This is a genomic window from Mesorhizobium terrae, assembly GCF_008727715.1.
Lineage (GTDB): Bacteria > Pseudomonadota > Alphaproteobacteria > Rhizobiales > Rhizobiaceae > Mesorhizobium > Mesorhizobium terrae.
This window is the reverse complement of sequence record NZ_CP044218.1, coordinates 5,471,568-5,493,342: the sequence shown is the minus strand read 5'-3', so window position 1 is coordinate 5,493,342 and position 21,775 is coordinate 5,471,568. Positions and strand designations below refer to the sequence as shown.

General features: G+C 65.5%; 21 protein-coding genes. 16 read left to right on the top strand and 5 right to left on the bottom strand.

Features of this window, described 5'->3' with window-relative positions; genetic code table 11:
• From FZF13_RS27645 to FZF13_RS27635, 3 genes are all read left to right on the top strand, one after another.
• Nucleotides 1-1,719 carry a sensor histidine kinase gene (locus FZF13_RS27645; protein WP_024925503.1) on the top strand — a complete coding sequence of 573 codons (1,719 nt, stop codon included), beginning with the start codon at nt 1-3 and terminating at the stop codon, nt 1,717-1,719.
• A complete protein-coding gene (locus FZF13_RS27640; protein ID WP_024925502.1) occupies nt 1,694-2,497 on the top strand; it encodes a peptidoglycan-binding protein in 804 nt (267 codons plus the stop codon). The genes FZF13_RS27645 and FZF13_RS27640 overlap by 26 nt, the downstream gene beginning before the upstream one ends.
• Nucleotides 2,498-2,622: 125 nt before the next feature.
• Entirely contained in the window at nt 2,623-2,970 is a 348-nt protein-coding gene (locus FZF13_RS27635) for a DUF1491 family protein (protein WP_024925501.1), read from the top strand.
• Here FZF13_RS27635 and FZF13_RS27630 read toward each other — a convergent pair.
• The 5 genes from FZF13_RS27630 to FZF13_RS27610 all read right to left on the bottom strand — a co-directional run bounded on the left by FZF13_RS27630 (nt 2,957) and on the right by FZF13_RS27610 (nt 8,401).
• On the bottom strand, nt 2,957-3,937 hold the full coding sequence (locus tag FZF13_RS27630) for a DUF2336 domain-containing protein (RefSeq protein ID WP_024925500.1): 981 nt from the start codon (nt 3,935-3,937) through the stop codon (nt 2,957-2,959). The genes FZF13_RS27635 and FZF13_RS27630 overlap by 14 nt on opposite strands.
• 396 nt (nt 3,938-4,333) lie before the next feature.
• The gene (locus FZF13_RS27625) at nt 4,334-4,882 is read right to left on the bottom strand and encodes a DUF1254 domain-containing protein (RefSeq protein WP_024925499.1); all 549 of its coding nucleotides are present in this window, start codon (nt 4,880-4,882) and stop codon (nt 4,334-4,336) included.
• Nucleotides 4,875-5,459, bottom strand: a complete 585-nt coding sequence (locus tag FZF13_RS27620; protein ID WP_024925498.1) for a DUF1214 domain-containing protein — start codon at nt 5,457-5,459, stop codon at nt 4,875-4,877. Before FZF13_RS27620 ends, FZF13_RS27625 begins: the two co-directional genes overlap by 8 nt.
• A gap of 84 nt (nt 5,460-5,543) precedes the next feature.
• Nucleotides 5,544-7,697: a transglycosylase domain-containing protein gene (locus FZF13_RS27615; protein ID WP_024925497.1), complete on the bottom strand. Its 2,154-nt coding sequence runs from the start codon at nt 7,695-7,697 to the stop codon at nt 5,544-5,546.
• 227 nt (nt 7,698-7,924) lie between these two features.
• Nucleotides 7,925-8,401, bottom strand: coding sequence for a hypothetical protein (locus tag FZF13_RS27610; RefSeq protein ID WP_024925496.1), 477 nt, complete (start codon nt 8,399-8,401; stop codon nt 7,925-7,927).
• A gap of 457 nt (nt 8,402-8,858) precedes the next feature.
• On the opposite strand from FZF13_RS27610, the gene FZF13_RS27605 reads away from it, so the two are divergent.
• From FZF13_RS27605 to FZF13_RS27545, 13 genes are all read left to right on the top strand, one after another.
• Nucleotides 8,859-9,302 carry a hypothetical protein gene (locus tag FZF13_RS27605; RefSeq protein WP_137900964.1) on the top strand — a complete coding sequence of 148 codons (444 nt, stop codon included), beginning with the start codon at nt 8,859-8,861 and terminating at the stop codon, nt 9,300-9,302.
• Nucleotides 9,256-11,667, top strand: coding sequence for a baseplate megatron protein TIM-barrel domain-containing protein (locus FZF13_RS27600; protein WP_024925494.1), 2,412 nt, complete (start codon nt 9,256-9,258; stop codon nt 11,665-11,667). Before FZF13_RS27605 ends, FZF13_RS27600 begins: the two co-directional genes overlap by 47 nt.
• 30 nt (nt 11,668-11,697) lie before the next feature.
• Entirely contained in the window at nt 11,698-11,904 is a 207-nt protein-coding gene (locus tag FZF13_RS27595; RefSeq protein ID WP_024925493.1) for a hypothetical protein, read from the top strand.
• Nucleotides 11,905-12,007: 103 nt separating this feature from the next.
• On the top strand, nt 12,008-12,310 hold the full coding sequence (locus FZF13_RS27590; protein ID WP_024925492.1) for a hypothetical protein: 303 nt from the start codon (nt 12,008-12,010) through the stop codon (nt 12,308-12,310).
• A 64-nt stretch (nt 12,311-12,374) separates the two neighbouring features.
• Nucleotides 12,375-13,040, top strand: a complete 666-nt coding sequence (locus tag FZF13_RS27585; RefSeq protein ID WP_024925491.1) for a response regulator transcription factor — start codon at nt 12,375-12,377, stop codon at nt 13,038-13,040.
• The gene (locus tag FZF13_RS27580; RefSeq protein WP_024925490.1) at nt 13,024-14,460 is read left to right on the top strand and encodes an ATP-binding protein; all 1,437 of its coding nucleotides are present in this window, start codon (nt 13,024-13,026) and stop codon (nt 14,458-14,460) included. Before FZF13_RS27585 ends, FZF13_RS27580 begins: the two co-directional genes overlap by 17 nt.
• 104 nt (nt 14,461-14,564) lie before the next feature.
• Nucleotides 14,565-14,999 (top strand): hypothetical protein, encoded by a 435-nt coding sequence (locus FZF13_RS27575; RefSeq protein ID WP_024925489.1) that lies wholly within the window; start codon nt 14,565-14,567, stop codon nt 14,997-14,999.
• A 203-nt stretch (nt 15,000-15,202) separates the two neighbouring features.
• Nucleotides 15,203-16,321 (top strand): c-type cytochrome biogenesis protein CcmI, encoded by a 1,119-nt coding sequence (gene ccmI, locus FZF13_RS27570; RefSeq protein WP_024925488.1) that lies wholly within the window; start codon nt 15,203-15,205, stop codon nt 16,319-16,321.
• A gap of 15 nt (nt 16,322-16,336) precedes the next feature.
• On the top strand, nt 16,337-16,780 hold the full coding sequence (gene ccmE / locus FZF13_RS27565) for a cytochrome c maturation protein CcmE (RefSeq protein WP_024925487.1): 444 nt from the start codon (nt 16,337-16,339) through the stop codon (nt 16,778-16,780).
• Nucleotides 16,781-16,791: 11 nt separating this feature from the next.
• On the top strand, nt 16,792-18,777 hold the full coding sequence (locus FZF13_RS27560) for a heme lyase CcmF/NrfE family subunit (protein WP_024925486.1): 1,986 nt from the start codon (nt 16,792-16,794) through the stop codon (nt 18,775-18,777).
• 5 nt (nt 18,778-18,782) lie between these two features.
• A complete protein-coding gene (locus tag FZF13_RS27555; RefSeq protein ID WP_373426409.1) occupies nt 18,783-19,253 on the top strand; it encodes a cytochrome c-type biogenesis protein in 471 nt (156 codons plus the stop codon).
• A gap of 127 nt (nt 19,254-19,380) precedes the next feature.
• Nucleotides 19,381-20,910: a Do family serine endopeptidase gene (locus FZF13_RS27550; protein WP_024925484.1), complete on the top strand. Its 1,530-nt coding sequence runs from the start codon at nt 19,381-19,383 to the stop codon at nt 20,908-20,910.
• A gap of 190 nt (nt 20,911-21,100) precedes the next feature.
• A complete protein-coding gene (locus FZF13_RS27545) occupies nt 21,101-21,775 on the top strand; it encodes a response regulator transcription factor (RefSeq protein ID WP_024925483.1) in 675 nt (224 codons plus the stop codon).

Here is a 21,775-nt window from a genome sequence, read left to right as displayed (position 1 = left end):
TTGGTGCATGCTGGCGTTACCGATCAGGCCGCCCGCCGCAGCCAGCGCCGTTTCATCGGCCTGATGCTGGCGGCACCTTTCCTGTTCGCCAGCGCCGCCGTTGTCCTGGTCACCGCCAGGCTGGGTGCCGATGTCACCGTTGCCACCATTTTCGCGATCTTCGGTCTGTCCTGGTTCACCGCACTGCTGGTGGCTGCCACGGGCCGCCTGATGCCGGCCGCTGGCGTGGCACTTGGCGCCGGCGCCGTCGGCCTTGCCGGCCTGGTCGCCGCCGGTGGCGGTCTCGCGTCGCCGCTGGTCATCCTGGCGCTGGCCCTGTCGGCCGAGGCTTTCTGGATTGGCAATTCGCGCCGCGCCGCGGGCATTGGCCTCGCGGCTGCGCTCGCCGCGCTCGTTCTGCAATTCGCCCTGGCGCCGTTGCTGCCGGTGGAAGCACCGACCGCCTGGCACTGGCTGTTCCCGGTCGCCTGGGGCCTGACCTGGCTGCCGCGCGTTCGCGGTCTCGGACGGTCGCTCGCCGATGACGACGCGACGCCGGAGGCAACGCGCCTGGAAGACATTATCGACGCCGTGGTGCTGCGTTTGGCGCAGAACGGCGAGGTGCTGGAAGCGTCGGCGCAGTCGCGCGGGCTGTTGAAGCTCGCGCCTGAACTCCTGTCCGGCAACGGGTTGTTCGACCGCATCCATCTGGCCGACCGCGTCGCCTACCTGTCGTCGCTGGCCGACATGCGCGAGGGCGCTGCGCTGCGCAGCGTCGAGATGCGCGTGCGCCTCCCCAGGGGCGAGGCGGGCGATGGCGCCTCCAACCACCAGCCGTTCCGGCTCGACCTGATGCGCGCCGGCGATGGTTTCGTCGCGCTGCTGCGCTCGAACGAAGAGATGCAGGACCTGAAGCATGCGCTGGCCGGCGCGCGTGAATCGGCGGCTGGCGCCGATGTCGCCAAAGGCAGGTTCCTGGCCGCCGTCAGCCACGAGTTGCGTACGCCGCTCAACGCCATCATCGGCTTCTCGGACATGCTGCTGAACGAGATATTCGGCGGCTTCAAGGACCCGCGCCAGAAGGAATATGTCGAGCTGGTGCGCGATTCCGGCCACCATCTGCTCGCCGTCGTCACTTCGATCCTCGACGTGTCGCGCATCGAATCGGGCGCCTATTCGGCGCAGCCGGAGCCGTTCCGCTTCGTCGACGCCGTCGAGATGTGCCAGTCGATGATGCACATGCAGGCCGAGGCCAAGAACATCCGGCTGACCACGCAGATCGCCGCCGATTCGGGCGAGATCAACGCCGACCGCCGCGCCGTGCAGCAGATCCTCATCAACCTGACCTCGAACGCCGTCAAGTTCACGCCGGACGGCGGCGCGGTCTCGATCGGTTCGCGCCGCATCGGTTCGCGCCTGCATTTCTGGGTGAGCGATACCGGCATCGGCATAGCCGAGGCGGATCTGTGCAATCTCGGCAAGCCGTTCATGCAGATCCAGAACGACTATACACGCCGCTTCGAAGGCACCGGCCTCGGCCTGTCGCTGGTCAAGGGCCTCGTCAGCCTGCACGAAGGCACGATGTCGGTCGAAAGCGCGCCGGGCGAGGGCACCAAGGTGACCATCAGCCTGCCGGTGGATGGTCCGAAGGGGAATGCCCCCAAGTCGACCGTGCTGCCGTTGACCCAGCCAAGGAACGAAAAGGAGGCCGGCCTTGGCTCGCTCCGCAAAACAGCCTAGGAAAGGCGCCCGCAACAAGCGCCCCGGCATGCTGCAGACCGGCACCGCGGCGCTGGGCGAGATGATCGCCAACAACCCTGTCCTGGTCGGTGGCTCGACCGCCTTCCTGGTGACGCTATTCTACGTCTCGGCCAACGCTCTGTGGTATCAGCCGGGCCTGCACACCGGCGCCTTCTTTGCCACGCGCAGCTTCCAGCAATTCCCGGTACCGGCCGTGCCGGAGCCGGAGACCACCATCAACATTGAGCGACCCGACCCGAATGCGGCGGCAGTCCCCGCCACTTCGCAGCAGGCAGTCGCCAAGAGCGATCCGGTCGTGCAGCGGGTGCAGGGCGTGCTGAAGGAGATCGGCTATTACGACGGTACCGTCGACGGCCTGACCGGGCCGGCGACGCGCAAGGCGATCGAGACCTATCGCCAGAAGATGGGCCTCTCTGTTTCCGGCGCCATCGACGGAGCGTTGCTCGACCATCTCGGCATTGCCACCACCGCCTCGGTGGTGCCGCAACCGGCGCCGCGCAGCGACACCACAGGCACGGTCCCGAAACCGGCGCCGGCCAATGCCATGACGGATCAGCAGAAGACCGACGCCCGCCTCGTCAAGATCCAGGCGGGCCTGCGCGCCTTCGGCAATAACGACATCAAGATGGACGGCGTCATCGGCGCCCGCACCAAATCCGCCATTCGCGAGTTCCAGTCGCTGTTCGGACTGCCCGAAACCGGCGAGCCGGACGAAGTGGTCTATGCCAAGATGCGCGAGATCGGCCTGACCAACTGAGGTCGGGTTCTCCGCCCGCGGGCAAAACGGCGACGGACCATGCGCTGGACACAAGCGCACGCCCTGCTACAGCAATCACCTATGAAAAAGCATTTCCCGCAATCCGCTTCTCGCGGAGCCCGCCCATGCGTGTGACCACCGACCTGTGGGTGTCGGCGCTGGTGCGCCGGGCCTTTTCGTCGAGCGGCTTCGCGGCGATCCTCCAGCGCGGCGCCACCGAGGCGGGCGCCGTCTTCGTGCTGACGCGCGATCGCTTCGGCGAGGTGACACTCTACGGCCCGGCGCCGCAGACCAGTTATGACAACGCGCGGCCCGACGAGCGCCTGTTCGGCAAACTCGAGACGACGCTGGACGAGGAGGTCGTCATCAAAAGGCTGGAGCGGGAGAAGAAGTTCGACCCCGACATCTGGGTGGTCGAGATCGAGCCGGGTTCGGAACCGGTGGAAGAACTGATCGCGATCAGGACGCCTTGAACGCCGGCTTGCCCTGCTGCGTTGCCGCCGGCGTGTCGGAATTGGCGGTTGTCTCGCGCGCGTCGCGCAGGCCCGGCGACAGCGCCTCGGCCTGCCACTGCGCCAGCTGGCCGCGCGCCACGTCCAACGGCAGCAACCTGTAGCGGTCGAGGAACAGGCGGATCGACTGCGGATGCGGAAACTGGCCGGGAAAGACCGCCACGGCGATCAGGAAGGCGTGGTCGTCGCCGAGTTCGAGTGTGCGCAGTGCGGTGAGCAGCCGCGAATAGTCGTCCGCCGCCGCGATCGAATGCGCCGTGGCGAAGTCGATCCGCAACGCGTCGGCGAGCGCGGTCTTGAAGAAGGCGGCGTTGCCGCTCAGCGCCATGTCGCGCAGCTTCCGGTAGGGATTGGTGTCGGCTCTGGCCGGAGCGGTGGTGGCGGTGTTGTTAGGGTCGGCCATCACCGCGCGCAGGCGCTGGCGCACCGCCTCGGCCGCCTGGCCAGGCATGGGCTTGGCCGGTCCAGGCGCCTCAGTTGCGGTATCGCGCATCTCGCGCGACCGGCCCTGTGCTGGCCGTTCCAGTGCGCGGATCAGATGCGAAATCGCGGGGTTGAGGTCCTTGCGGCGGGCGATGGCGCGCGCATGGGGCAAGCCATGACGGCCGATCAGGGCGATGAGGTCAACATCCGTCAACGCCCGCGAGCGGATCAGGAGCGGCGCCGCGATATCGACCTTGGCGTCGGCAAGCCTGAGCACCAATTGGCGCGGCGCGTATTCGGTTTCCGAAAGGGCGGCTGCGCCGAAGCGCAGCGCCTCATTGGGCGTATCGTCGAACAATGGCAGGGCAAGGTCTTCCAACTGCGCTATCTCGCGGCGCGACGGGCGCGGCAGCGAGCAGAACGCCGAAATGGCGGCCCGGAAAAGCCGCTCGGCCTTTCCCGTTTCCATCCGCACCGCGATATGCCGGAAGTCAGAAGATGACACGAGTTACGCCTGTACAAACACACGGCGCTCCGATCCCGACGCGGACAACAGTCCGGCCGAGGGCGCGCGAACAAGCATCAAATTAGCCGCGATCCGTTAGCGCTCCGTTAACCCTCTAGGCGCCTAATCAACCCTGTAGGCGTTGCGTTTGTGCTCTGGGTCGAACCGAGAGGAATGCGCGAACCATGGGACAGGTACTGTCTTTCCAGCCGCGGAACGCGGCACCAAACAGACTTCCGCGAAGCGTTGATACGGCCGCGTCCGTCATCATCTTTCCAGGGGTGCGCTACGAGCGGCCGCAGGAAGGTGCGGCAACGGCATCGGGCGCCGAGACGGGCACGCAAGGCGCGCCGTCGTCGAAGCCGCGCCACTGAGGCGGCGTAAGTCGCTTTCCGATCAGAATTGCTGCAATTCGCAGGAACTCTGATCGAGGAAACGCGCCACCGCCGGCTTCCAGCTTTCATCCGGCACGAAGGCGCGCACCACCACGATGCCTTCCTCAATCGGCGCCTCGACAAAGATCGAGCCCTGGAACCCGTCGGGCAGGGCCTTGCGCACCTCGATCATCTGCGCCGGCGTCAGCACCACCGCATCCAACTGGCCGTTTGTCGCGCTGCGATCGTTGAAGCTGTAGATGTTGTGGCCGTTGCGGTCGTAGACCGAGACCGACCAGAACGGCACCGAGCCCGGCGCGGTCAGCTGTATCATGCCGTCGGCGAGGTCGAAGCGGCAGGCGGCGGCGTAGAATTGCGGATCGATCGACTTCACCGGCGCCGGACTGCCGGCATCCGCGTCAAGCCGGGCCATGGTGTAGAAATCCGACTTCATCGCCAGGTTCGACCAGGCGTCGCGCTCGGAAAACGTCGGCACCAGCAAAAGCACGGCGATGTGTACGATGGCCGCGCCGACGAGGCCGAGCAGGATGGCGTGGAACAGCCTAGCCATCGCAGCCGATCCTCAGGATGGCCGGCAGCTTGACGTCGGAGAGCCCGGTCGAGGCGGCAATCGGCGTGTCGTAGAAATTGAGCACGAAGCGCAGCGGACCGGCGCCGGCGACGGGAAGCCAGTTGCCGGGCGCCGCGTTACTGGCCACCGTAATGACGGTGGAATTGTCGGCCTGGCGCAGGATCTCGTGCGACTGCAGCGCCGCCTGGCGCGGCCGGCCGGACACGATCGGGTCAAGCGCCTGGTCGGCGGCGTGCAGGGTCCAGAACCGCGCCGTCGGGAAACTGCCTTCGATGGTGTAGCTGCATTCGCGCCGCAGGCTTTCGCCGTTGGAATCGGCCTCGGCGACGAAGGAAAGACCCTCGGCGCGGCCAAGCGCCAGCGCGCCCTGGCGGGCCACGCGCGCCTGCGAATAGGGATCGGCCTCCGCTGTGCCGATATCGGGAAAGGCCGTCCACGGCCCGATGCGGATGGCGCCGCCGCCGCTCTGGGCATCGAGCGCGTACCAGACGCTGCCGCCGCCCAACCCGATGGCGATGGCGAGAGCCAGAAGCGTCAGCAATGCGTTCTTCAGCATGGAGGCTCGTCAGGGCAGGGGATCATTGCGACATGGTGGCCGGCATAGCGGCGGTGCGGGGCTGGTGCAAGGCTGTGGGCTGCTTCACAGCGCCGAGAGCGTTTCGGGTTTGGTAGGCGGGGTGAGCACCGGCGCATCCTCGAAGGTCTTGCTGAGCGTGCGCAGGGTCTGCGTGGTGCGGCTGGACAGAACGGGCGGCCGCTCGGCGGCCACCTTGGCCTGGTCGTCGGCTGCCGGCTTCTTCTCGGGCTCGGTCTTGGCCGCCACCGTCTTGTCGACGAAGGGCTGGTCGATGCCGGGGATCGGCTTCAGGTCGATGTTCTGGTGCGCATAGACCATCATCCGCTGCCAGATCATCGCAGGCAGCGAGCCGCCGGTCATGTTGTTGGTGGGGCGGAAGTCGTCATTGCCGAGCCAGACCGCAGCCGTGTAGTTGCCGGTGAAACCGACATACCAGGCGTCGCGGTAGCTCTGCGTGGTGCCGGTCTTGCCGCCCGAAACGATGTTGGGCAATGCCGCGCGGCGGGCCGTGCCGATGACCGGCACCTGCACCAGCATCGAGTTCATCGAATGCAGCGCCTTTTCCGACAGTACGCGGCGCGGCGGCGGCGCGTCCTTGGCCCAGTCGTAGACGACCTGGCCGGTGTGAGTGACGAGCTGGGTGATGCCGTGGCGCGTGCCGACAAAGCCGTTCTGGGCGAAGACCGAATAGCCGGTCGCCTGGTCCATCACCGTCATGCCGGAGGTGCCGAGCACCATGGTCTTGTGCGATTCCAGCGGCGATTCCACGCCCATGTCCTCGGCCATCTTCTTGATCGGCGGGATCGACAGCGAATCCTTGGCCAGCCGCACCGGCACGGTGTTGATGGATTTGACGAAGGCGGTGAGCAGCGTGATCTTGCCGCCGAAACCACCGCTGTAATTCTTGGGCGTCCAGTTGCCCCAGCTGACCGACGCGCTCGAAATCACCGATTCCGGCGTGAAACCATGCTCCATAGCGGTCGCATAGACATAGGGCTTGAACGACGAGCCGGTCTGGCGCAGCGCCTTGGTGGCGCGGTTGAACTGGCTGGCGCCGTAGTCGCGGCCGCCGACGATGGAGCGCACGGCACCATTGGTCTCGATGACCACGACCGCACCTTCGGTGACGCGATAGTCCTTGCCGTATTGGCGCAGGTGGAACTCGACAGATTCCTCGGCGGCGTCCTGGATGTTGGCGTCGAACGTGGTGTGGGCGACCAGCGAATGCGTGCCCTTGGGTGCGATGCGCTTGACCTCGTCGAAGGCCCAGTCGAGGAAATAGTCCGGGCTCTTGCGCTCGCCGCGGTCGACGACATTGGCCGGATGCAGCCTTGCCTGCAGCACCTGGCCTTCCGACATGAAGCCGCTTTCGACCATGTTGTTGAGCACGACGTTGGCGCGGGCGCGCGCCGCCGGCAGGTTGACGTGCGGCGCGTATTTGGTCGGCGCCTTGAACAGGCCGGCCAGCATCGCCGATTCCGCCAGTGTCAGGTCCTTCACGCTCTTGCCGAAATAGAAATCGGCCGCCGCCTCGATGCCGAAGGTGCCGCCGCCCATGTAGGACCGGTCGAGATAGAGCTGCAGGATCTCTTTCTTGGAAAGATTGGCTTCCAGCCAGAGCGACAGGAAGGCTTCTTTGACCTTGCGCTCCAGCGTGCGTTCGTTGGTGAGGAACAGGTTCTTGGCCAATTGCTGGGTGATCGAGGAACCGCCCTGGACGACCGAATTGGCGCGCACGTTCTCGGTCATGGCGCGCATCAGGCCGAGGACGTCGATGCCGTAGTGGTCGAAGAAGCGGCGGTCCTCGGTCGCCAGCACAGCCTTGATGACATGGTCGGGCATCTGGTCGACCGGCACGGAATCGCGCTGGATGATGCCGCGCTGGCCGATCTCGTTGCCGTAGCGGTCGAGGAAGGTGACGGCGAAGTCGCCCTGGGCGCGCCAGTCGCCCTTGGTTTCCTGGAAGGCCGGCAGCGCCAGCGCCAGCATGACGACGGCGCCGCCGGTGCCGAGCGTAAAGCCTTCCGACAGGATCTCGACCAGCCAGCGCCGCCAGCCTTTGACCTTGAAGCGGCGGAAGAAGATGGTGGCGCTTTCCCAGAACTCGCCGGCCCGGTAGCGCAACTCGTAGAGGCTGGAATCGAGCCAGGCATCCAACGACAGGAACCAGGCGGCGATCGGGCCTCTTTTCTTGCGCGGTTCCTGGGAATTGCTCATCGAGGACGGTTACTGGCTTCGGATGGTTGCGCGGTGATCGGATTATACGCGTTCGCCGCGCAAACGGGAACGCGGACGGCGCCCTCTCGGCGGTCAGGGCCGACTATTCGTCGATTGCTGCGGCACTGGCAAGGGCTCAGCCATTGGACGCGCGATTGGTGAAGGGAGGGTAAAGGCAAACCATTAGGGATAAACGATATTAGCGACCAGCTAAGCGCTGAATTTGATCAGTTTCCAACCGACAGCGATTGTTTCAGCATGTCGAGGTCCTGCAGGCGCCGGTTGGTCAACAGCTTGGCGTTGTTGTTTTCCTGGATAAGCCTGTCGAAGAAGGCGGGATTGATTGGCTTGACGGGCGGTTGCGTGGCGCTGCCGCCTTGCTTGGCCTCGATCGCCGCTATGCGCTCGTTCGACGATTTCAACGCGTCGGCGACGCCCGCGATATCGGCGTTGATCTTGGCCAGTTGCGCGCTGTTGGCGGCGATCTGCTCGGCCAGTTGCGAGCCCTGGTCCCGGGTGGTGAACCTGATGCCGCTTCCGGTCCATTCGAAATTGGCGACATAGGGCAGCGCCAGCAGCGCCGCGCCGATGACGATGATGGCCGAATGCCCGGCCGAAACTTCCAGCTTCTTCAGGATCAGGATGATCGCCAGCACGACCAGGACGGTGCCGGCCACGGCGAACAGGATATCGATGTTGGACATGACGCTTCCCCCAAGCGGGATTTCCATACAACGGAAACCGCCCGACTGAATGTGAGGAAGGTCACGGAGATCGCCGTGCCAGAAGCGCGCGACCATCAGGCCGTTTCGAAGTGCCGCCGCCAATTGCGGGCTTACGACGACAAACGGTGATGAACGGCCATTTTCAAAAAATAGGAAAATAGTCCTTGACACCGTTACGATGCTTTGCTAGGATTTGGTTATCGTCGGAAAAGTGTAGGTGGCGCAGCGGCGCCCCGGCGATTTCCCCTTAATATCTAGCCTGCCGGTCTCTGCACCAGCACCAGACGATGCCGGCGCGCGGCACCTGCATGGTTGTTCGGCTGCCGGCGCACTTTGAGTAACCGTCAGGTTCCGACCGTTTTCAGGAAAAGCAATGCCGAGTTCGAGACCGAACGCGAAACAGCGGGCGTTGCGCGCGCTGGCGGAAGGCGCACGGGTGACGCTCGATCTTCTGGCCGATGCGTCCGGCCGCTCGCTGCAGGCGCTGAAGAAACAGGCCGAGCGCGAAGGCTGGGCACACGCGCGGCGACCTAGCACCGACGCGGCTGAGCGCGTGCAAGCCATCGCGGCGCAGGCGCTGGAGCGGGTGGAGACGTTGTGCAGCGCACTGCTGGCCAATGAGAACATCGACAAGGCCCGCTTCGATGCGCTGACGGCCGCCATCCGCGCGCTGGATCGCATCGCCGAGATTTTGCGCACCGGCGGCATCGCCAGGGAAAGCCAGATCAAGCGCAATGAAGACCTCGCGGAGGTTCTTGGACGCATCAATGAACGCATTGTCGAACTTGCCACCCGGATGGCGGCCGAAATGGTCGCGGATCAATCGTTACTGGATGACGAGCCAGGTCGGCCTGCGGGGCGCCGAGCTGGCATGGCATGAGTGGTTTCTGAGCGCCCATGGCGTGCAATATCCGGTGGGGCGCCCGACGCCGGCGACCTGGCTGGTCACCGGCGGGCGCGGTTCCGGCAAGACCAGGCTGGGCGCCGAATGGGCGACCGCGCTGGCGCGGTGCCTGCCGCCCTTCGCCGAGTTCGGCAATCGCTACGACCGCATCGCGCTGGTGGGCGAAACGCTGGGCGATGCGCGCGAGGTGATGGTGGAGGGGCCTTCCGGCATCCTCACCATCGCCCGCGAGGACCGGCCGCGTTTCGAGCCGACGCGCCGGCGGCTGTTGTGGCCGAGCGGCGCGGTGGCGCAGCTGTTCTCCTCGGAAGATCCGGAGAGCCTGCGCGGGCCGCAATTTTCAGCCGCGTGGTGTGACGAGCTTGGATGCCCGGCGACCGACAAGGGCCCGAACCAGCCCAATGTCTTTCCCGATCCCAAATCGGTGGAGAGCGCCGCTCCCTATTTTTCCGACGGCAGCCGCTCCGACATCGCCCAGCGCCGGTTCATCGAGGCCCATCTGCAGCATTGGGATGCGGCTGGGCCCGGCTTCCAGCAGGCCTGGAACCCGGTTTCGCCAGCCTATGGCGGGCGTATGCTCGATCTGTCGCGCATCTATCTGTGGGCGTGGGACGCGCGGCCGTTTCCGGCTTTTCCGCAGCGCGCCGATGTGTGGTCGGACGGCGTCAACTGGGAGCGTGGACACTGGCTGAACGGACGATTGGCGAGCCCGGACCTCGGCGCGCTGATCAACGCCGTCCTGGCCGATCACGGCTTGCCGGCTGCCGACGTTTCCGGCGCCGACGGCGTCGTGCATGGCTATGTCGTCGACGACCCGTCCTCGGCGAGGGCAAGCCTCGAACCGTTGGTCGATCTGTTCGACCTGACAGTGATCGAACAGGCCGACGGGCTGGTGTTCCGGCAGGCGGGCCAGGCTGGCGCCGCTGTGTCGGTAACAGAACTGGTGCTGGACGACGACCGTCCGGCGGTCGAGACCATGCGCGTGCCCGACCAGCAACTGCCCGCCGAGGCGCTGCTGGCGTTTCGTGATCCTTTCTCGGACTACCAATCCGCAACCGCACGCTTCGCGCGGCAGGGTGCGGCCGGCGCCCGCCAGCAGGTGCAGTCGTTTTCCGGAGTGCTCGAAAAGGGGCAGGGGCAGGCGCTGGCCGAGGACTGGCTGCGCCGCACCTGGTACGAGCGCGAGACGATCGGCTTTTCGGTGGCCATGCCCGACGACGCACTTGCGCCCGGCGCCGTGGTGACGCTGCCTGCCTCGGGAAATCCGTCCGAATTCCTGGTCACGGGCGTCGAGGATGGGCTGGTGTGCCGCGTCTCGGCAAGGCAGATCGCGCGCGGTGCGGTGCCGCGCTGGCGCAGCGTCGTGCCGAGGCCGCCGGTTCCGCCGGTCATCGTGTCAGGACGACCGCACGCGGTCTTTCTCGATCTGCCGGCGGGTGTCGGCGAGGGCAGCCTGCACGACCAGCTTCGTGTTGCGGTCTGGCAAAAGCCGTGGCGGACGCAGGCGCTCTCCGCATCGCCGGAGACGACCGGTTTCACCGCGCGCGCCATGGTGGCGAAATCGGCGGTTCTGGGCCGCTTGACCGCCCCGCTCGCCCCCGGTTTCGAGGGACGTATCGACCGTGCCGGGGCGATCTTCGTCGAGCTTTTCGATCGCCAGGCCGAGAGCATCAGCGTGGCGCAAATGCTCAACGGCGCCAACGCGGCGGCGGTGCGGTCGACGGTCGGGGTGTGGGAAGTTCTGCAATTCCAGCAGGCCACGGAAATCGAGCCGCAGCTCTGGCGACTGTCCGGTCTGCTGCGTGGCCAGCTCGGCACCTCGGACGCGATGGCCGCCGGCGCCGCCGAAGGCGCGGATTTTGTCCTGCTGGACGACGCGGTCGTGCCGGCCGGCCTGCGCTCCAGCGAAGTTGGCCTCGTGCTGAACTGGCGGGTCGGGCCGACCGGCCTGGACGGTTCCGGCCTCAATGTTGCCGAGAGCACGGCTGTCGGCGGCCAGCGGGCTGCGTTGCCACTGGCGCCAGTGCATCTGCGCGCACGGCGAGCCGGCGCCGACGTGGTGTTTTCCTGGATCCGCCGTGGCCGTGTTGACGCCGATGGCTGGGATGCGAGCGACATCCCGCTCGGCGAAGCCGTCGAACAATATCGCGTCGAGATTGCGGCGCCTGGCGGCATGCCGGTGCGTACGGTCGTCACCGCGGAACCGCGTTGGCTCTACGAGGCGGCCATGATCGTTGCCGACTTCACCGCGCCGCCTGCCGCGATCGATGTCACGGTGCGGCAGTTCAGCGTCACCGCAGGTTGGGGCGTACCGGTCTCCAAGCGCCTCTCCATTGCCTGAGAGCTCTACTTTCCGTCGAAAGGAACGAAGATGAAAACGATGAAACCCTGGTATCTTTCCCGCACCATCTGGGCGGCGCTGGTGACCATCCTGACCGGCGCCGCCGGACTGGCTGGCGCTTCGCCTGAACAGGTCGACGAAACGGCGCTGACCGACGCCTTGCTGCAAGGCGTCGGCGCGATCGCCGGGCTGGTGGCCCTGTTTGGCCGGTTGTCCGCCACCGACCGCATAGGTTAAGCTTCCTGCAACTCGCCATCCGGCCGCGATGGTGCGAGGTCAAAGGGGACGCAGCCGCCGGTGTTCATTTCGTGTTCAGCCCCGGTGCGCTAGTAAGGGCACCATGAAAAGCTTTCGTTCCAATCTCCGGTCGATTGTGCTGGCGCTCGGCGCCAGCGGGCTGTTTGCAGTGCCGCCGGCAGGGGCGCTTCCGATCACCCCTCTCGACAGCCCCAGCCAGGTTTTGACGGTGGCGTCCGATTGCTACGCCATCGGCCAAGAGGTCGCGGCGCAGAACGGCGGCACGCTCGCCAAAGCCTCGCCGTCAACGCGTGGCGGGCAGCCGGTTTGCGTGGTCGTCATCCTCGTGCCAGGCAAGGAAGGCGAACGCCCGCGCCGGGCCGAAGTGGTGGTGCCGCAGGGCTGAGCGGTCGTCTTACCGCCGGAATCGGCTTATATCTCAGCAACCGAAAGCAACGACACGAGGCACGATGCGCGTATTGGTGGTAGAGGACGACAAGGAGTTGAACCGGCAGTTGGCCGATTCACTCGTCGATGCCGGCTATGTGGTCGACCGCGCCTATGACGGCGAGGAAGGGCATTATCTCGGCGACACCGAGCCCTATGACGCGGTCGTGCTCGATATCGGCCTGCCGCAGATGGACGGCATCAGCGTGGTCGAGCGCTGGCGCCGCGATGGCCGCAAGATGCCGGTGCTGATACTGACGGCGCGCGACCGCTGGAGCGACAAGGTTTCCGGCATCGACGCCGGCGCCGACGATTATGTCACCAAGCCGTTCCACATCGAGGAAGTGCTGGCCAGGGTGCGCGCACTGATCCGCCGGGCCGCCGGCCATGCCTCGTCGGAACTGACCTGCGGTCCCCTGCGCCTCGACACCAAGGCTTCGAAAGCCGATGTCGACGGCGTGCCGCTGAAGCTCACCTCGCACGAGTTTCGCCTGCTTGCCTACTTGATGCACCACATGGGCGAGGTGGTGTCGCGCACCGAACTGGTCGAGCATCTCTACGATCAGGATTTCGACCGCGATTCCAACACGATCGAAGTGTTTGTCGGCCGGCTTCGCAAGAAGATGGGCGTCGACATGATCGAGACCGTGCGCGGCATGGGCTACCGCATGCGTGAACCGGAGGCGTAAAGCGGAACCGCTTCCCACCAAACGGGTCAAGACGAGAGCGCCGCTGCGGTTCTGGCTGCGCTCGCTGACCTTTCGCGTCGTGGCCTTTTCCTCGATGTGGGCCGTGCTGACGCTGGTCGTCATCTTCACCCTGATCACGACGCTCTATCGCCAGGCCAGCGAACGCGGCTTCGACAGCCTGCTTTCAGCCCATCTCTTCAACCTGATCGGCTCGGTCGGCATTTCCGACAAGGGCGTTTTGATCGGCGCGCCGGATCTCGGCGACCTGCGCTTTTCCGAACCGTTTTCGGGTTGGTACTGGTCGGTGGAGCCTGCGTCGGACGGCGTCGGCGGCCATCTGCGTTCGTCCTCCATGGTGCAGGCAATTCCCTCGCCGAGCATCAGCGACGTCCCGTTCAATTCCAGCTTCCAGCGCAGCTACGCTGCTCACGGGCTGAAAGGCGAGGAATTGCAAATCTTCGAGAGCGAATTCGTGCTCGATTCGAAGAACCACATCGCCCGCTTCCGCGTCATGGGCAACAAGAGCGAACTGGAAGAAGAGATTGGCTCTTTCCAGCGCCGGCTGCTCACCTACCTGTCGCTGTTCGGCGTTGGCATGATCGCCATCAACGCCATTGCCATCCTGTTCGGCCTGCAGCCGCTGCGGCGCGTGCGCGCCGCCCTTGCCATGGTACGGGAAGGCACGGCGAAGCGGCTCGACGGCCGTTTTCCGTCCGAAATCGAGCCGCTGGCCGACGAAACCAACGCGCTCATCGAGAACAACAAACGCATCGTCGAACGTTCGCGCACGCAGGTCGGCAATCTCGCCCATTCGCTGAAGACGCCGCTTGCCGTGATGCTGAACGAGGGCCGCGCGCTGGGCGGGCCGAAAGGCGAGCTGATCGCCGGCCAGGCGGCCTCGATGCAGAAACAGGTCGAGCACTATTTGCAGCGCGCCCGCATCGCCGCGCAGCGCGACAGCGTCGTCTACCGCACCCCGGTGGCGCCACTGGCCGAGCGCATGGTGCGGGTGATGCAGAAGCTCAATCCCAACGTCGCGCTGTCGCTATCACTGCCGCCGGAGGGCATTATTTTTGCCGGCGAGCGCGAGGATCTCGAGGAGGTTTTGGGTAACCTTCTGGAGAATGCGATGAAGTGGGCGAATGGCGCGGCCAGGGTCACGGTCCGGCCATTGGCAACGGGTGGCGAAGGCGGCGAACCGTTCGAAATACTCATCGAGGATGATGGCCCCGGAATCCCGGAAGACAAGGCGCGCGATGCCTTGCAGCGCGGCAAACGCCTCGATGAAACCAAGCCCGGGACGGGGCTTGGTCTGGCCATCGTCGCCGACCTCGTCAACGAATATGGCGGCAGCCTCGCGCTGGAACGTTCGGACCTCGGTGGGCTCAAGGCGATTGTGCGCCTGCGAAGTGTCCGGTGAGGAACAGAGTTATGGGATTGGCATGCGGCCCAATTTCAGCCCAATATCGGCACTATCGCCGCGACCGTCGCCCAGTGCGTGGCGAAGAGGGGACTTTTGAGAGAATGACGATTCGCATTGGCTTCGTTGCCGGAATGTTGCTGCTGACCGGCTGCGCCACGACCGGGTTGACCGGCAATGGTTCGGACACCGCGCCGAAAGCCGGCAAGGACAGCGGTTCGGTCACATCGACCGTGCTCGAGGAACTGGGTGACGGCCTGATCGGTGGCAATATCGGCTCCGGCTTGACCGCGGCCGACAAGCGCAAGGCGCTGGAGGCCGAATACAAGGCGCTCGAATACACCGCCAGCGGCCAGACGGTCACCTGGAAGAGCGACCAGGGAGGGCGCTATGGCGAAGTGGTTGCCGCGCAGCCCTATCGCGTCGGCTCGCAGGACTGCCGCCAGTATCGCCACACCGTCTATTCGGGCGGCAACGGCCAGATCGCCCGTGGCACGGCTTGCCGCAACACCGACGGGTCGTGGACGCCGCTGACCTGACGTTGGAGCGCCGCGCCTCCTTTTTGGACGCGCAAAAGGACGCTCCGACAATTTGATTTGCGGTGAAGGCGCTCGAACTGCTTCGAATGTCCGATTTCGATTGAGCGTTTGCGCTCGATCAAGTGCGGCCGGCCGTAATTCTGTCAAAGCGTCGCAGGACGCTTGTGTTGGCAGGACGAAGCCGGACCGCTATTGGAAGTTCCATGCTGTTTTGGGTCATAGCCGCGGTGCTGACGCTGGGTGCGAGCCTGGCGGTGCTGCTGCCCCTCGCGGGGAGCGCGAAGGAGCGGGATTCGCAGGACGCCCATGACCTCGAAGTCTACCGCGACCAGCTTTCCGAACTCGACCGCGATCTCGCCCGCGGGCTGATCCAGCCGGTCGAGGCCGAGCAGGCGCGCGCCGAAATCGCCCGCCGCATCATTCGGCTGGGAACTGGCGAGACGGCGGCCGCCGCGCCTGGTACGATGCCGAAGCTGGCGGGGCTGTTGTCGATGGCCGCCGTGCTGGCCGTGCCGCTGTTGAGTTGGGGCATCTACAGCCGTATCGGTTCGCCCGATCTGCCGTCCCAACCGCTCGCCGAGCGGCTGGCGAAGAACCCGGCCGACAGTTCGGTGGACGAACTTGTCGCGCGCGCCGAGGCGCATCTGACGAAGAACCCGTCGGATGGCCGTGGCTGGGACGTTCTGGCCCCGATCTATCTCAGGATCGGTCGTTTCCCCGATGCCGTCACCGCCTACCGCAATGCCATTCGCTTGGCAGGCGAAACGGCTGCGCGCCAGGCCGGACTTGGCGAAGCCATGGTCAATGGCGCCGGCGGGGTCGTCTCCGCCGAGGCACAGGCGGTGTTTGAGGCAGCCCTCAAGCTTGAGCCCGCCAACCCCAAGGCGAATTTCTATCTCGCATTGGCGCTGTCGCAGGAGGGTCGCAAGCCCGAGGCCGTGGCCATGCTGCAGAAGATGCAGGCATCGCTGCCTCAGGATTCGCCGTGGCGTCGCGCCGTCGGCCAGGCGCTGGCCGCTGAAGGTTCGCGGCCGGCCGCAGGGCCGAGCGAGGACCAAGTGGCCGCAGCCTCCTCGCTTTCCGACGAGGACCGCAGCGCGATGATCGAGACCATGGTTGCCGGCCTCGATGAAAAACTGAAGCAGAATCCACGCGACGCGGAAGGGTGGATGCGCCTCATTCGTTCTTATGCCGTGTTGCGCAAGCCCGACGAGGCGCGTGCCGCGCTGCGCCGTGGCATTGCCGTGTTCGGTGCCGACAGCCCGGAGGCCAAGCAATTCACCGCCTTTGCCGGCACGCTCGGCCTGACGGCGACAGAGTAGGGGCGAAACGGGATCATGACACGCAAGCAGAAAAGGCTGTCGGTGATCGTGGCGGGGCTGGGTTTCCTGGCGCTGGCCGCCGGCTTGACCTTCTATGCGCTCGGTCAGAAGGCGTCCTATTTCTACATGCCTGCCGATATCGCCGCCGCCAATCTGGCGCCCGGCCAGCGCATCCGGCTGGGCGGGCTGGTGGAGAAGGGCACGATCCTGCGCGGGCAGGGGACGACGGTTTCCTTCGCGGTGACCGACACGCACAATTCGGTCAAGGTCACCTATACCGGCATCCTGCCCGACCTGTTTCGCGAGGAGCAGGGCGTCATCACCGAAGGCGCGTTTGGTCCGGATGGCACTTTCGTGGCCGACAGCGTGCTGGCCAAGCACGACGAGCGCTACATGCCCAAGGAAGTCGCCGACGGGCTGAAGGCCAAGGGCGTGTGGCAGGAGACGAAGAGTGAATAGCGGACGCCGCCATGGTTGAGATCGGTCACTTCGCCCTCGTACTCGCCTTCGCGCTGGCGCTGGTGCAGACCGTGGTGCCGCTGGTGGGCGCTCGCGCCGGCAATGAGCGCATGATGGCCGTAGGCGGTCCGACCGCGATCACCGGCTTCGCGCTGACCGCGCTGTCTTTCGCCGCATTGGTGTCGGCCTATGCCGGTTCCGATTTCTCGGTGGTCAATGTCTGGGAGAATTCGCATTCCCTGCAGCCGATGATCTACAAGATCACCGGAAGCTGGGGCAATCACGAAGGCTCCATGCTTTTGTGGGTGCTCATCCTCACCTTCTTCGGCGCGCTGGTCGCGGCCTTCGGAAGCAATCTGCCGGCGACGCTGAAAGCCAATGTGCTTGCCGTGCAGGGTTCGATCGGCACCGCCTTTTTCCTGTTCATCCTGACCACGTCCAATCCCTTCGCGCGGCTGTCGCCGGCGCCGGTGGAAGGGCGCGATCTCAATCCTATCCTGCAGGATCTCGGCCTCGCCATTCATCCGCCGCTGCTCTATCTCGGCTATGTCGGCTTCTCGATCTGCTTCTCCTTCTCGGTCGCCGCGCTGATCGACGGACGCATCGATGCCGCCTGGGCGCGCTGGGTGCGGCCGTGGACGCTGGTCGCCTGGATTTTCCTGACCGGCGGCATCGCCATGGGCTCTTACTGGGCCTATTACGAACTGGGCTGGGGTGGTTTCTGGTTCTGGGACCCGGTCGAGAACGCTTCCTTCATGCCGTGGCTGGCCGGCACGGCGCTGCTGCATTCGGCCATCGTGATGGAAAAGCGTTCGGCGCTGAAAATCTGGACGCTGCTGCTCGCTATCCTCACCTTCTCGCTGTCGTTGCTGGGCACCTTCCTGGTGCGTTCGGGCGTGCTCACCTCCGTGCATGCCTTCGCCACCGACCCTTCGCGCGGCGTCTTCATCCTGTGCATCCTTTTGTTCTTTATCGGCGGGTCTCTGGCGCTGTTTGCCCTGCGCGCCGCTTCGCTGACGGCCGGCGGGCTGTTCCAGCCGATTTCGCGCGAGGGCGCGCTGGTTCTCAACAATTTGTTCCTGACCACGGCGGCGGCCACCGTCCTGGTCGGCACGCTCTATCCGTTGGGGCTGGAGGCGCTTACCGGCGACAAAATCTCGGTCGGCGCACCGTTCTTCAACCTGACCTTCGGCCTTTTGATGCTGCCGCTGCTGTTGTTGGTGCCGTTCGGCCCGCTGCTGGCCTGGAAGCGCGGCGATATTCTGGCCGCCGCCCAGCGTTTGATGGCCGCCTTTGGCGCGGCGCTGCTGGCAGCGATTGTCACGCTCGTTTTCATCGACGGCAGTTCCGCCCTTGCCGCGCTCGGCGCCGGCCTGTCCTTCTGGCTCATCATGGGCGCGCTGACCGATCTCGCCGCCAAATCCGGCTTCGGTTCGGTGACATTCCCGATCATGCTGCGCCGCTTTGCCGGCCTGCCCCGTTCGGTGTTCGGCACGGCGCTCGCCCATGCCGGCCTCGGCATCACGCTGATCGGTATTGTCGGCACACTGGGGTTCGGCAGCGAGCATATTCTGACGATGCGTCCGCAGGAGACCGTCGAGATCGCCGGCCGTGTCGTGCACTTCGACGGCCTGATGCCGATGAAGGGACCGAACTACAGCGAGGATCGCGCCCGCTTCGAACTCATCGGCGCGAACGGCCAGGTGACGGGCGAAATCAGCTCGGCCAAGCGATTCTACCCGGCGCGCCAGATGCCGACTACCGAGTCCGGCATCAAGACGATCGGCTTCAACCAGCTCTACATCTCGCTGGGCGATGAGGCTGCGGACGGCTCGGTTGTCGTGCGCATCTGGTGGAAACCGCTGGTGACGCTGATCTGGCTGGGCGGGGTGGTGATGATGGCGGGCGGCACCGTGTCGCTGGCCGACCGCCGCCTGCGCGTCGGCGCGCCTGCCAAACGCAAGGCCAAGACCGTGCCTGCCGGAAGTCTGTCGTGAAGCCCGTGGCCGGCATCGTTCGTTCGCTGGCGGCATGCGTGCTGGTGCTCGGCGTTCTGGCATCCGGCACTGCCCTTGCGGTGAAGCCGGACGAGGTTCTGTCCGATCCCGCGCTCGAGGCTCGCGCCCGTGCGTTGTCGTCCGGCCTGCGCTGCATGGTCTGCCAGAACCAGTCGATCGACGAATCCGACGCGGACCTCGCGCGCGACCTGCGCATCCTGGTGCGCGACCGGCTGAAGGCGGGCGACAGCGACGGGCAGGTGATCGATTATGTCGTGTCGCGCTACGGCGAGTTCGTCCTTCTGAAACCCCGTTTCGAATGGCGCAACGCCTTGCTGTGGGGGGCGCCGGTGCTGCTGCTGGTCGTCGGCGGCGCCTTCATGGTGCGCGCCGCGCGCCGCCGCAAAGCGCCCGAGACCGCAGCCCTGTCCGACGAAGAAAAGGCCAGGCTGGACGCCATCCTGAAGCAGGATTGAAGCGTCGGGCAACCGCCCAAGATTACCAAAATTTCATGCACCGGAAATGGCGCCGTAATGTCGGCGATCTTATTCCTTTTGTTCGAAGGGTGCTTTTGGCACCTGCGTGCAAAAGGACAACAGACCGATGACTGCTTCCCCCATTTCCTCCCGCACCCGCTCGCGCCTGACTGCTGCCGCTGCTTCCGTGGCCATCGCCGGCGCGATCGGCTTCGTCGCCGTGACCACCGGCACCGCCCCCGTGATGGCCGAGGCCGTGCGCGTCCAGGCTCCCCAGGTTGCGGGTTTTGCCGACCTCGTCGAGAAGGTCTCGCCGGCGGTCGTCTCCGTTCAGGTCAAGGCCAAGGTTCAGCCCGCTGCAGACGACGGCCAGGCGAGCCCGTTCGACGGTCCGGACTTCTTCCAGGACAACCCGCAGCTGAAGCGCTTCTTCAAGGAATTCCGCGGTCCCGACGGCCAGGGCGGCCGCCGCTTCCAGCACCGCGATAACCCCAATCGCGAACCGCGCCCGGTGGCGCAGGGCTCCGGCTTCTTCATTTCCGAAGACGGCTACATCGTCACCAACAACCATGTTGTCGATGGCGGCAGCGCCTTCACCGTCGTCATGAAGGACGGCAAGGAGCTTGACGCCAAGCTGGTCGGAACCGACCCGCGCACCGACCTCGCCGTGCTCAAGGTCGACGGCGGCGGACAGAAATTCACCTATGTCGACTTCGCCGACGATGCCAAGACCCGCGTCGGCGACTGGGTCGTGGCCGTCGGCAACCCGTTCGGCCTCGGCGGCACCGTGACCGCCGGCATCGTCTCGGCCCGTGGCCGCGACATCGGCGCCGGCCCGTATGACGACTTCATCCAGATCGACGCCCCGGTCAACCGCGGCAACTCGGGTGGCCCGACCTTCGACCTCAACGGCCAGGTGGTCGGCATCAACACCGCCATCTTCTCGCCCTCGGGCGGCAGCGTCGGCATCGCTTTCGACATTCCGGCCTCCACCGCCAAGAATGTGGTGCAGGTTCTGATGAAGGGCGGATCGATCGAGCGCGGATGGCTCGGCGTCGAAATCCAGCCGGTCACCTCCGACATCGCCGAATCGCTCGGCCTGAAGGGTGAAAAGGGCGCGCTGGTCGCTGGTTCGCAGGACAACAGCCCGGCCAAGAAGGCGGGCATCGTTGCCGGCGACGTCATCACCCAGGTCGACGGCAAGTCGGTCGAGACGACCAAGGATCTGGCCCGCACCATCGGCAACTACCAGCCCGGCAAGTCCGTCGACGTCACCGTCTGGCGCGGCGGCAAGGAACAGTCCATCAAGGTCGATCTCGGCACCCTGCCGAAGAACGACAAGATGGCCTCGGCCGAACAGCAGTCGGCGCCGGCCAAGGACCACAATTCGCTGACCGACCTCGGTCTTACCGTCACCAAGTCCGAGGACGGCAAGGGTCTGGTTGTCACCGAGGTCGATCCCGACAGCGATGCCGCCGACCGTGGCATCCAGGCCGGCGACGTGATCACCGCGATCAACTCGCAGGAAGTCACCGCGGCGTCCGACATCAGCAAGGCGATGACCGACGCCCAGAAGGCCGGCCGCAAGCAGGTGCTGGTGCAGATCACCCGCAACGACAACAACCGCTTCATCACCTTGCCGGTCGCCAAGGGCTGATAGTCTTCCGTTTTCCGATGCGGCGGTTTCCACACCCCCGGATCGCCGCAAAGGAAACCTGGTCGGAACAGTCTGTCAGTCTTCGGTGTCCGACCTCGGCGGCAGCGGGCCTCGTCGCCCGCTGCCGCAAAACTTTAGGGATGTTGCAATGACTGCCGCCAGAGCGTCCGAAATTGCGTATAACGATCCCATGAAGATTCTCATCATCGAGGATGATCGGGAGGCCGCCGACTATCTGGAGAAGGCGTTCACCGAGGCGGGTCATACCGCCCATGTCGCCGGCGACGGCGAGACCGGTTTTGCGCTCGCCGATTCCGGCGAATACGACGTCATGGTGGTGGATCGCCTGTTGCCGCGCCGCGACGGGCTGTCGGTGATCGCCGGCTTGCGCTCGCGCGGCAATGCCACCCCGGTCCTCATCCTTTCCGCGCTCGGCGAGGTCGACGATCGTGTCACCGGTCTGCGCGCCGGCGGCGACGACTATCTGACCAAGCCCTACGCCTTTTCCGAACTGCTCGCCCGCGTCGAGGTGCTGAACCGCCGCGCCGGCGCGAAGGAGACCGAGACGGTCTATCGCACCGGCGATCTCGAGCTCGACCGTCTGTCCCATTCCGTCAAGCGAGCGGGCAAGGAAATCGTGCTGCAGCCGCGCGAGTTTCGGCTGCTTGAATATCTGATGCGCCATGCCGGCCAGGTGGTGACGCGCACCATGCTCCTGGAAAATGTCTGGGACTATCATTTTGATCCGCAGACCAATGTCATCGACGTGCATGTGTCGCGGCTGCGCGGCAAGATCGAAAAGGGTTTCGAGAAGCCCATCCTGCACACCATCCGCGGCGCCGGCTACATGCTGAAGAGCGGCTAG

Coding starts and splice junctions, on each gene's coding strand:
- FZF13_RS27575 (WP_024925489.1), top strand. CDS start 14,565: ATGACGATTCGCATTGGCTTCGTTGCCGGAATGTTGCTGCTGACCGGC.
- FZF13_RS27545 (WP_024925483.1), top strand. CDS start 21,101: ATGAAGATTCTCATCATCGAGGATGATCGGGAGGCCGCCGACTATCTG.
- ccmI (WP_024925488.1), top strand. CDS start 15,203: ATGCTGTTTTGGGTCATAGCCGCGGTGCTGACGCTGGGTGCGAGCCTG.
- FZF13_RS27560 (WP_024925486.1), top strand. CDS start 16,792: ATGGTTGAGATCGGTCACTTCGCCCTCGTACTCGCCTTCGCGCTGGCG.
- FZF13_RS27550 (WP_024925484.1), top strand. CDS start 19,381: ATGACTGCTTCCCCCATTTCCTCCCGCACCCGCTCGCGCCTGACTGCT.
- FZF13_RS27595 (WP_024925493.1), top strand. CDS start 11,698: ATGAAAACGATGAAACCCTGGTATCTTTCCCGCACCATCTGGGCGGCG.
- ccmE (WP_024925487.1), top strand. CDS start 16,337: ATGACACGCAAGCAGAAAAGGCTGTCGGTGATCGTGGCGGGGCTGGGT.
- FZF13_RS27625 (WP_024925499.1), bottom strand. CDS start 4,882: ATGGCTAGGCTGTTCCACGCCATCCTGCTCGGCCTCGTCGGCGCGGCC.
- FZF13_RS27600 (WP_024925494.1), top strand. CDS start 9,256: ATGACGAGCCAGGTCGGCCTGCGGGGCGCCGAGCTGGCATGGCATGAG.
- FZF13_RS27615 (WP_024925497.1), bottom strand. CDS start 7,697: ATGAGCAATTCCCAGGAACCGCGCAAGAAAAGAGGCCCGATCGCCGCC.
- FZF13_RS27590 (WP_024925492.1), top strand. CDS start 12,008: ATGAAAAGCTTTCGTTCCAATCTCCGGTCGATTGTGCTGGCGCTCGGC.
- FZF13_RS27635 (WP_024925501.1), top strand. CDS start 2,623: ATGCGTGTGACCACCGACCTGTGGGTGTCGGCGCTGGTGCGCCGGGCC.
- FZF13_RS27610 (WP_024925496.1), bottom strand. CDS start 8,401: ATGTCCAACATCGATATCCTGTTCGCCGTGGCCGGCACCGTCCTGGTC.
- FZF13_RS27585 (WP_024925491.1), top strand. CDS start 12,375: ATGCGCGTATTGGTGGTAGAGGACGACAAGGAGTTGAACCGGCAGTTG.
- FZF13_RS27620 (WP_024925498.1), bottom strand. CDS start 5,459: ATGCTGAAGAACGCATTGCTGACGCTTCTGGCTCTCGCCATCGCCATC.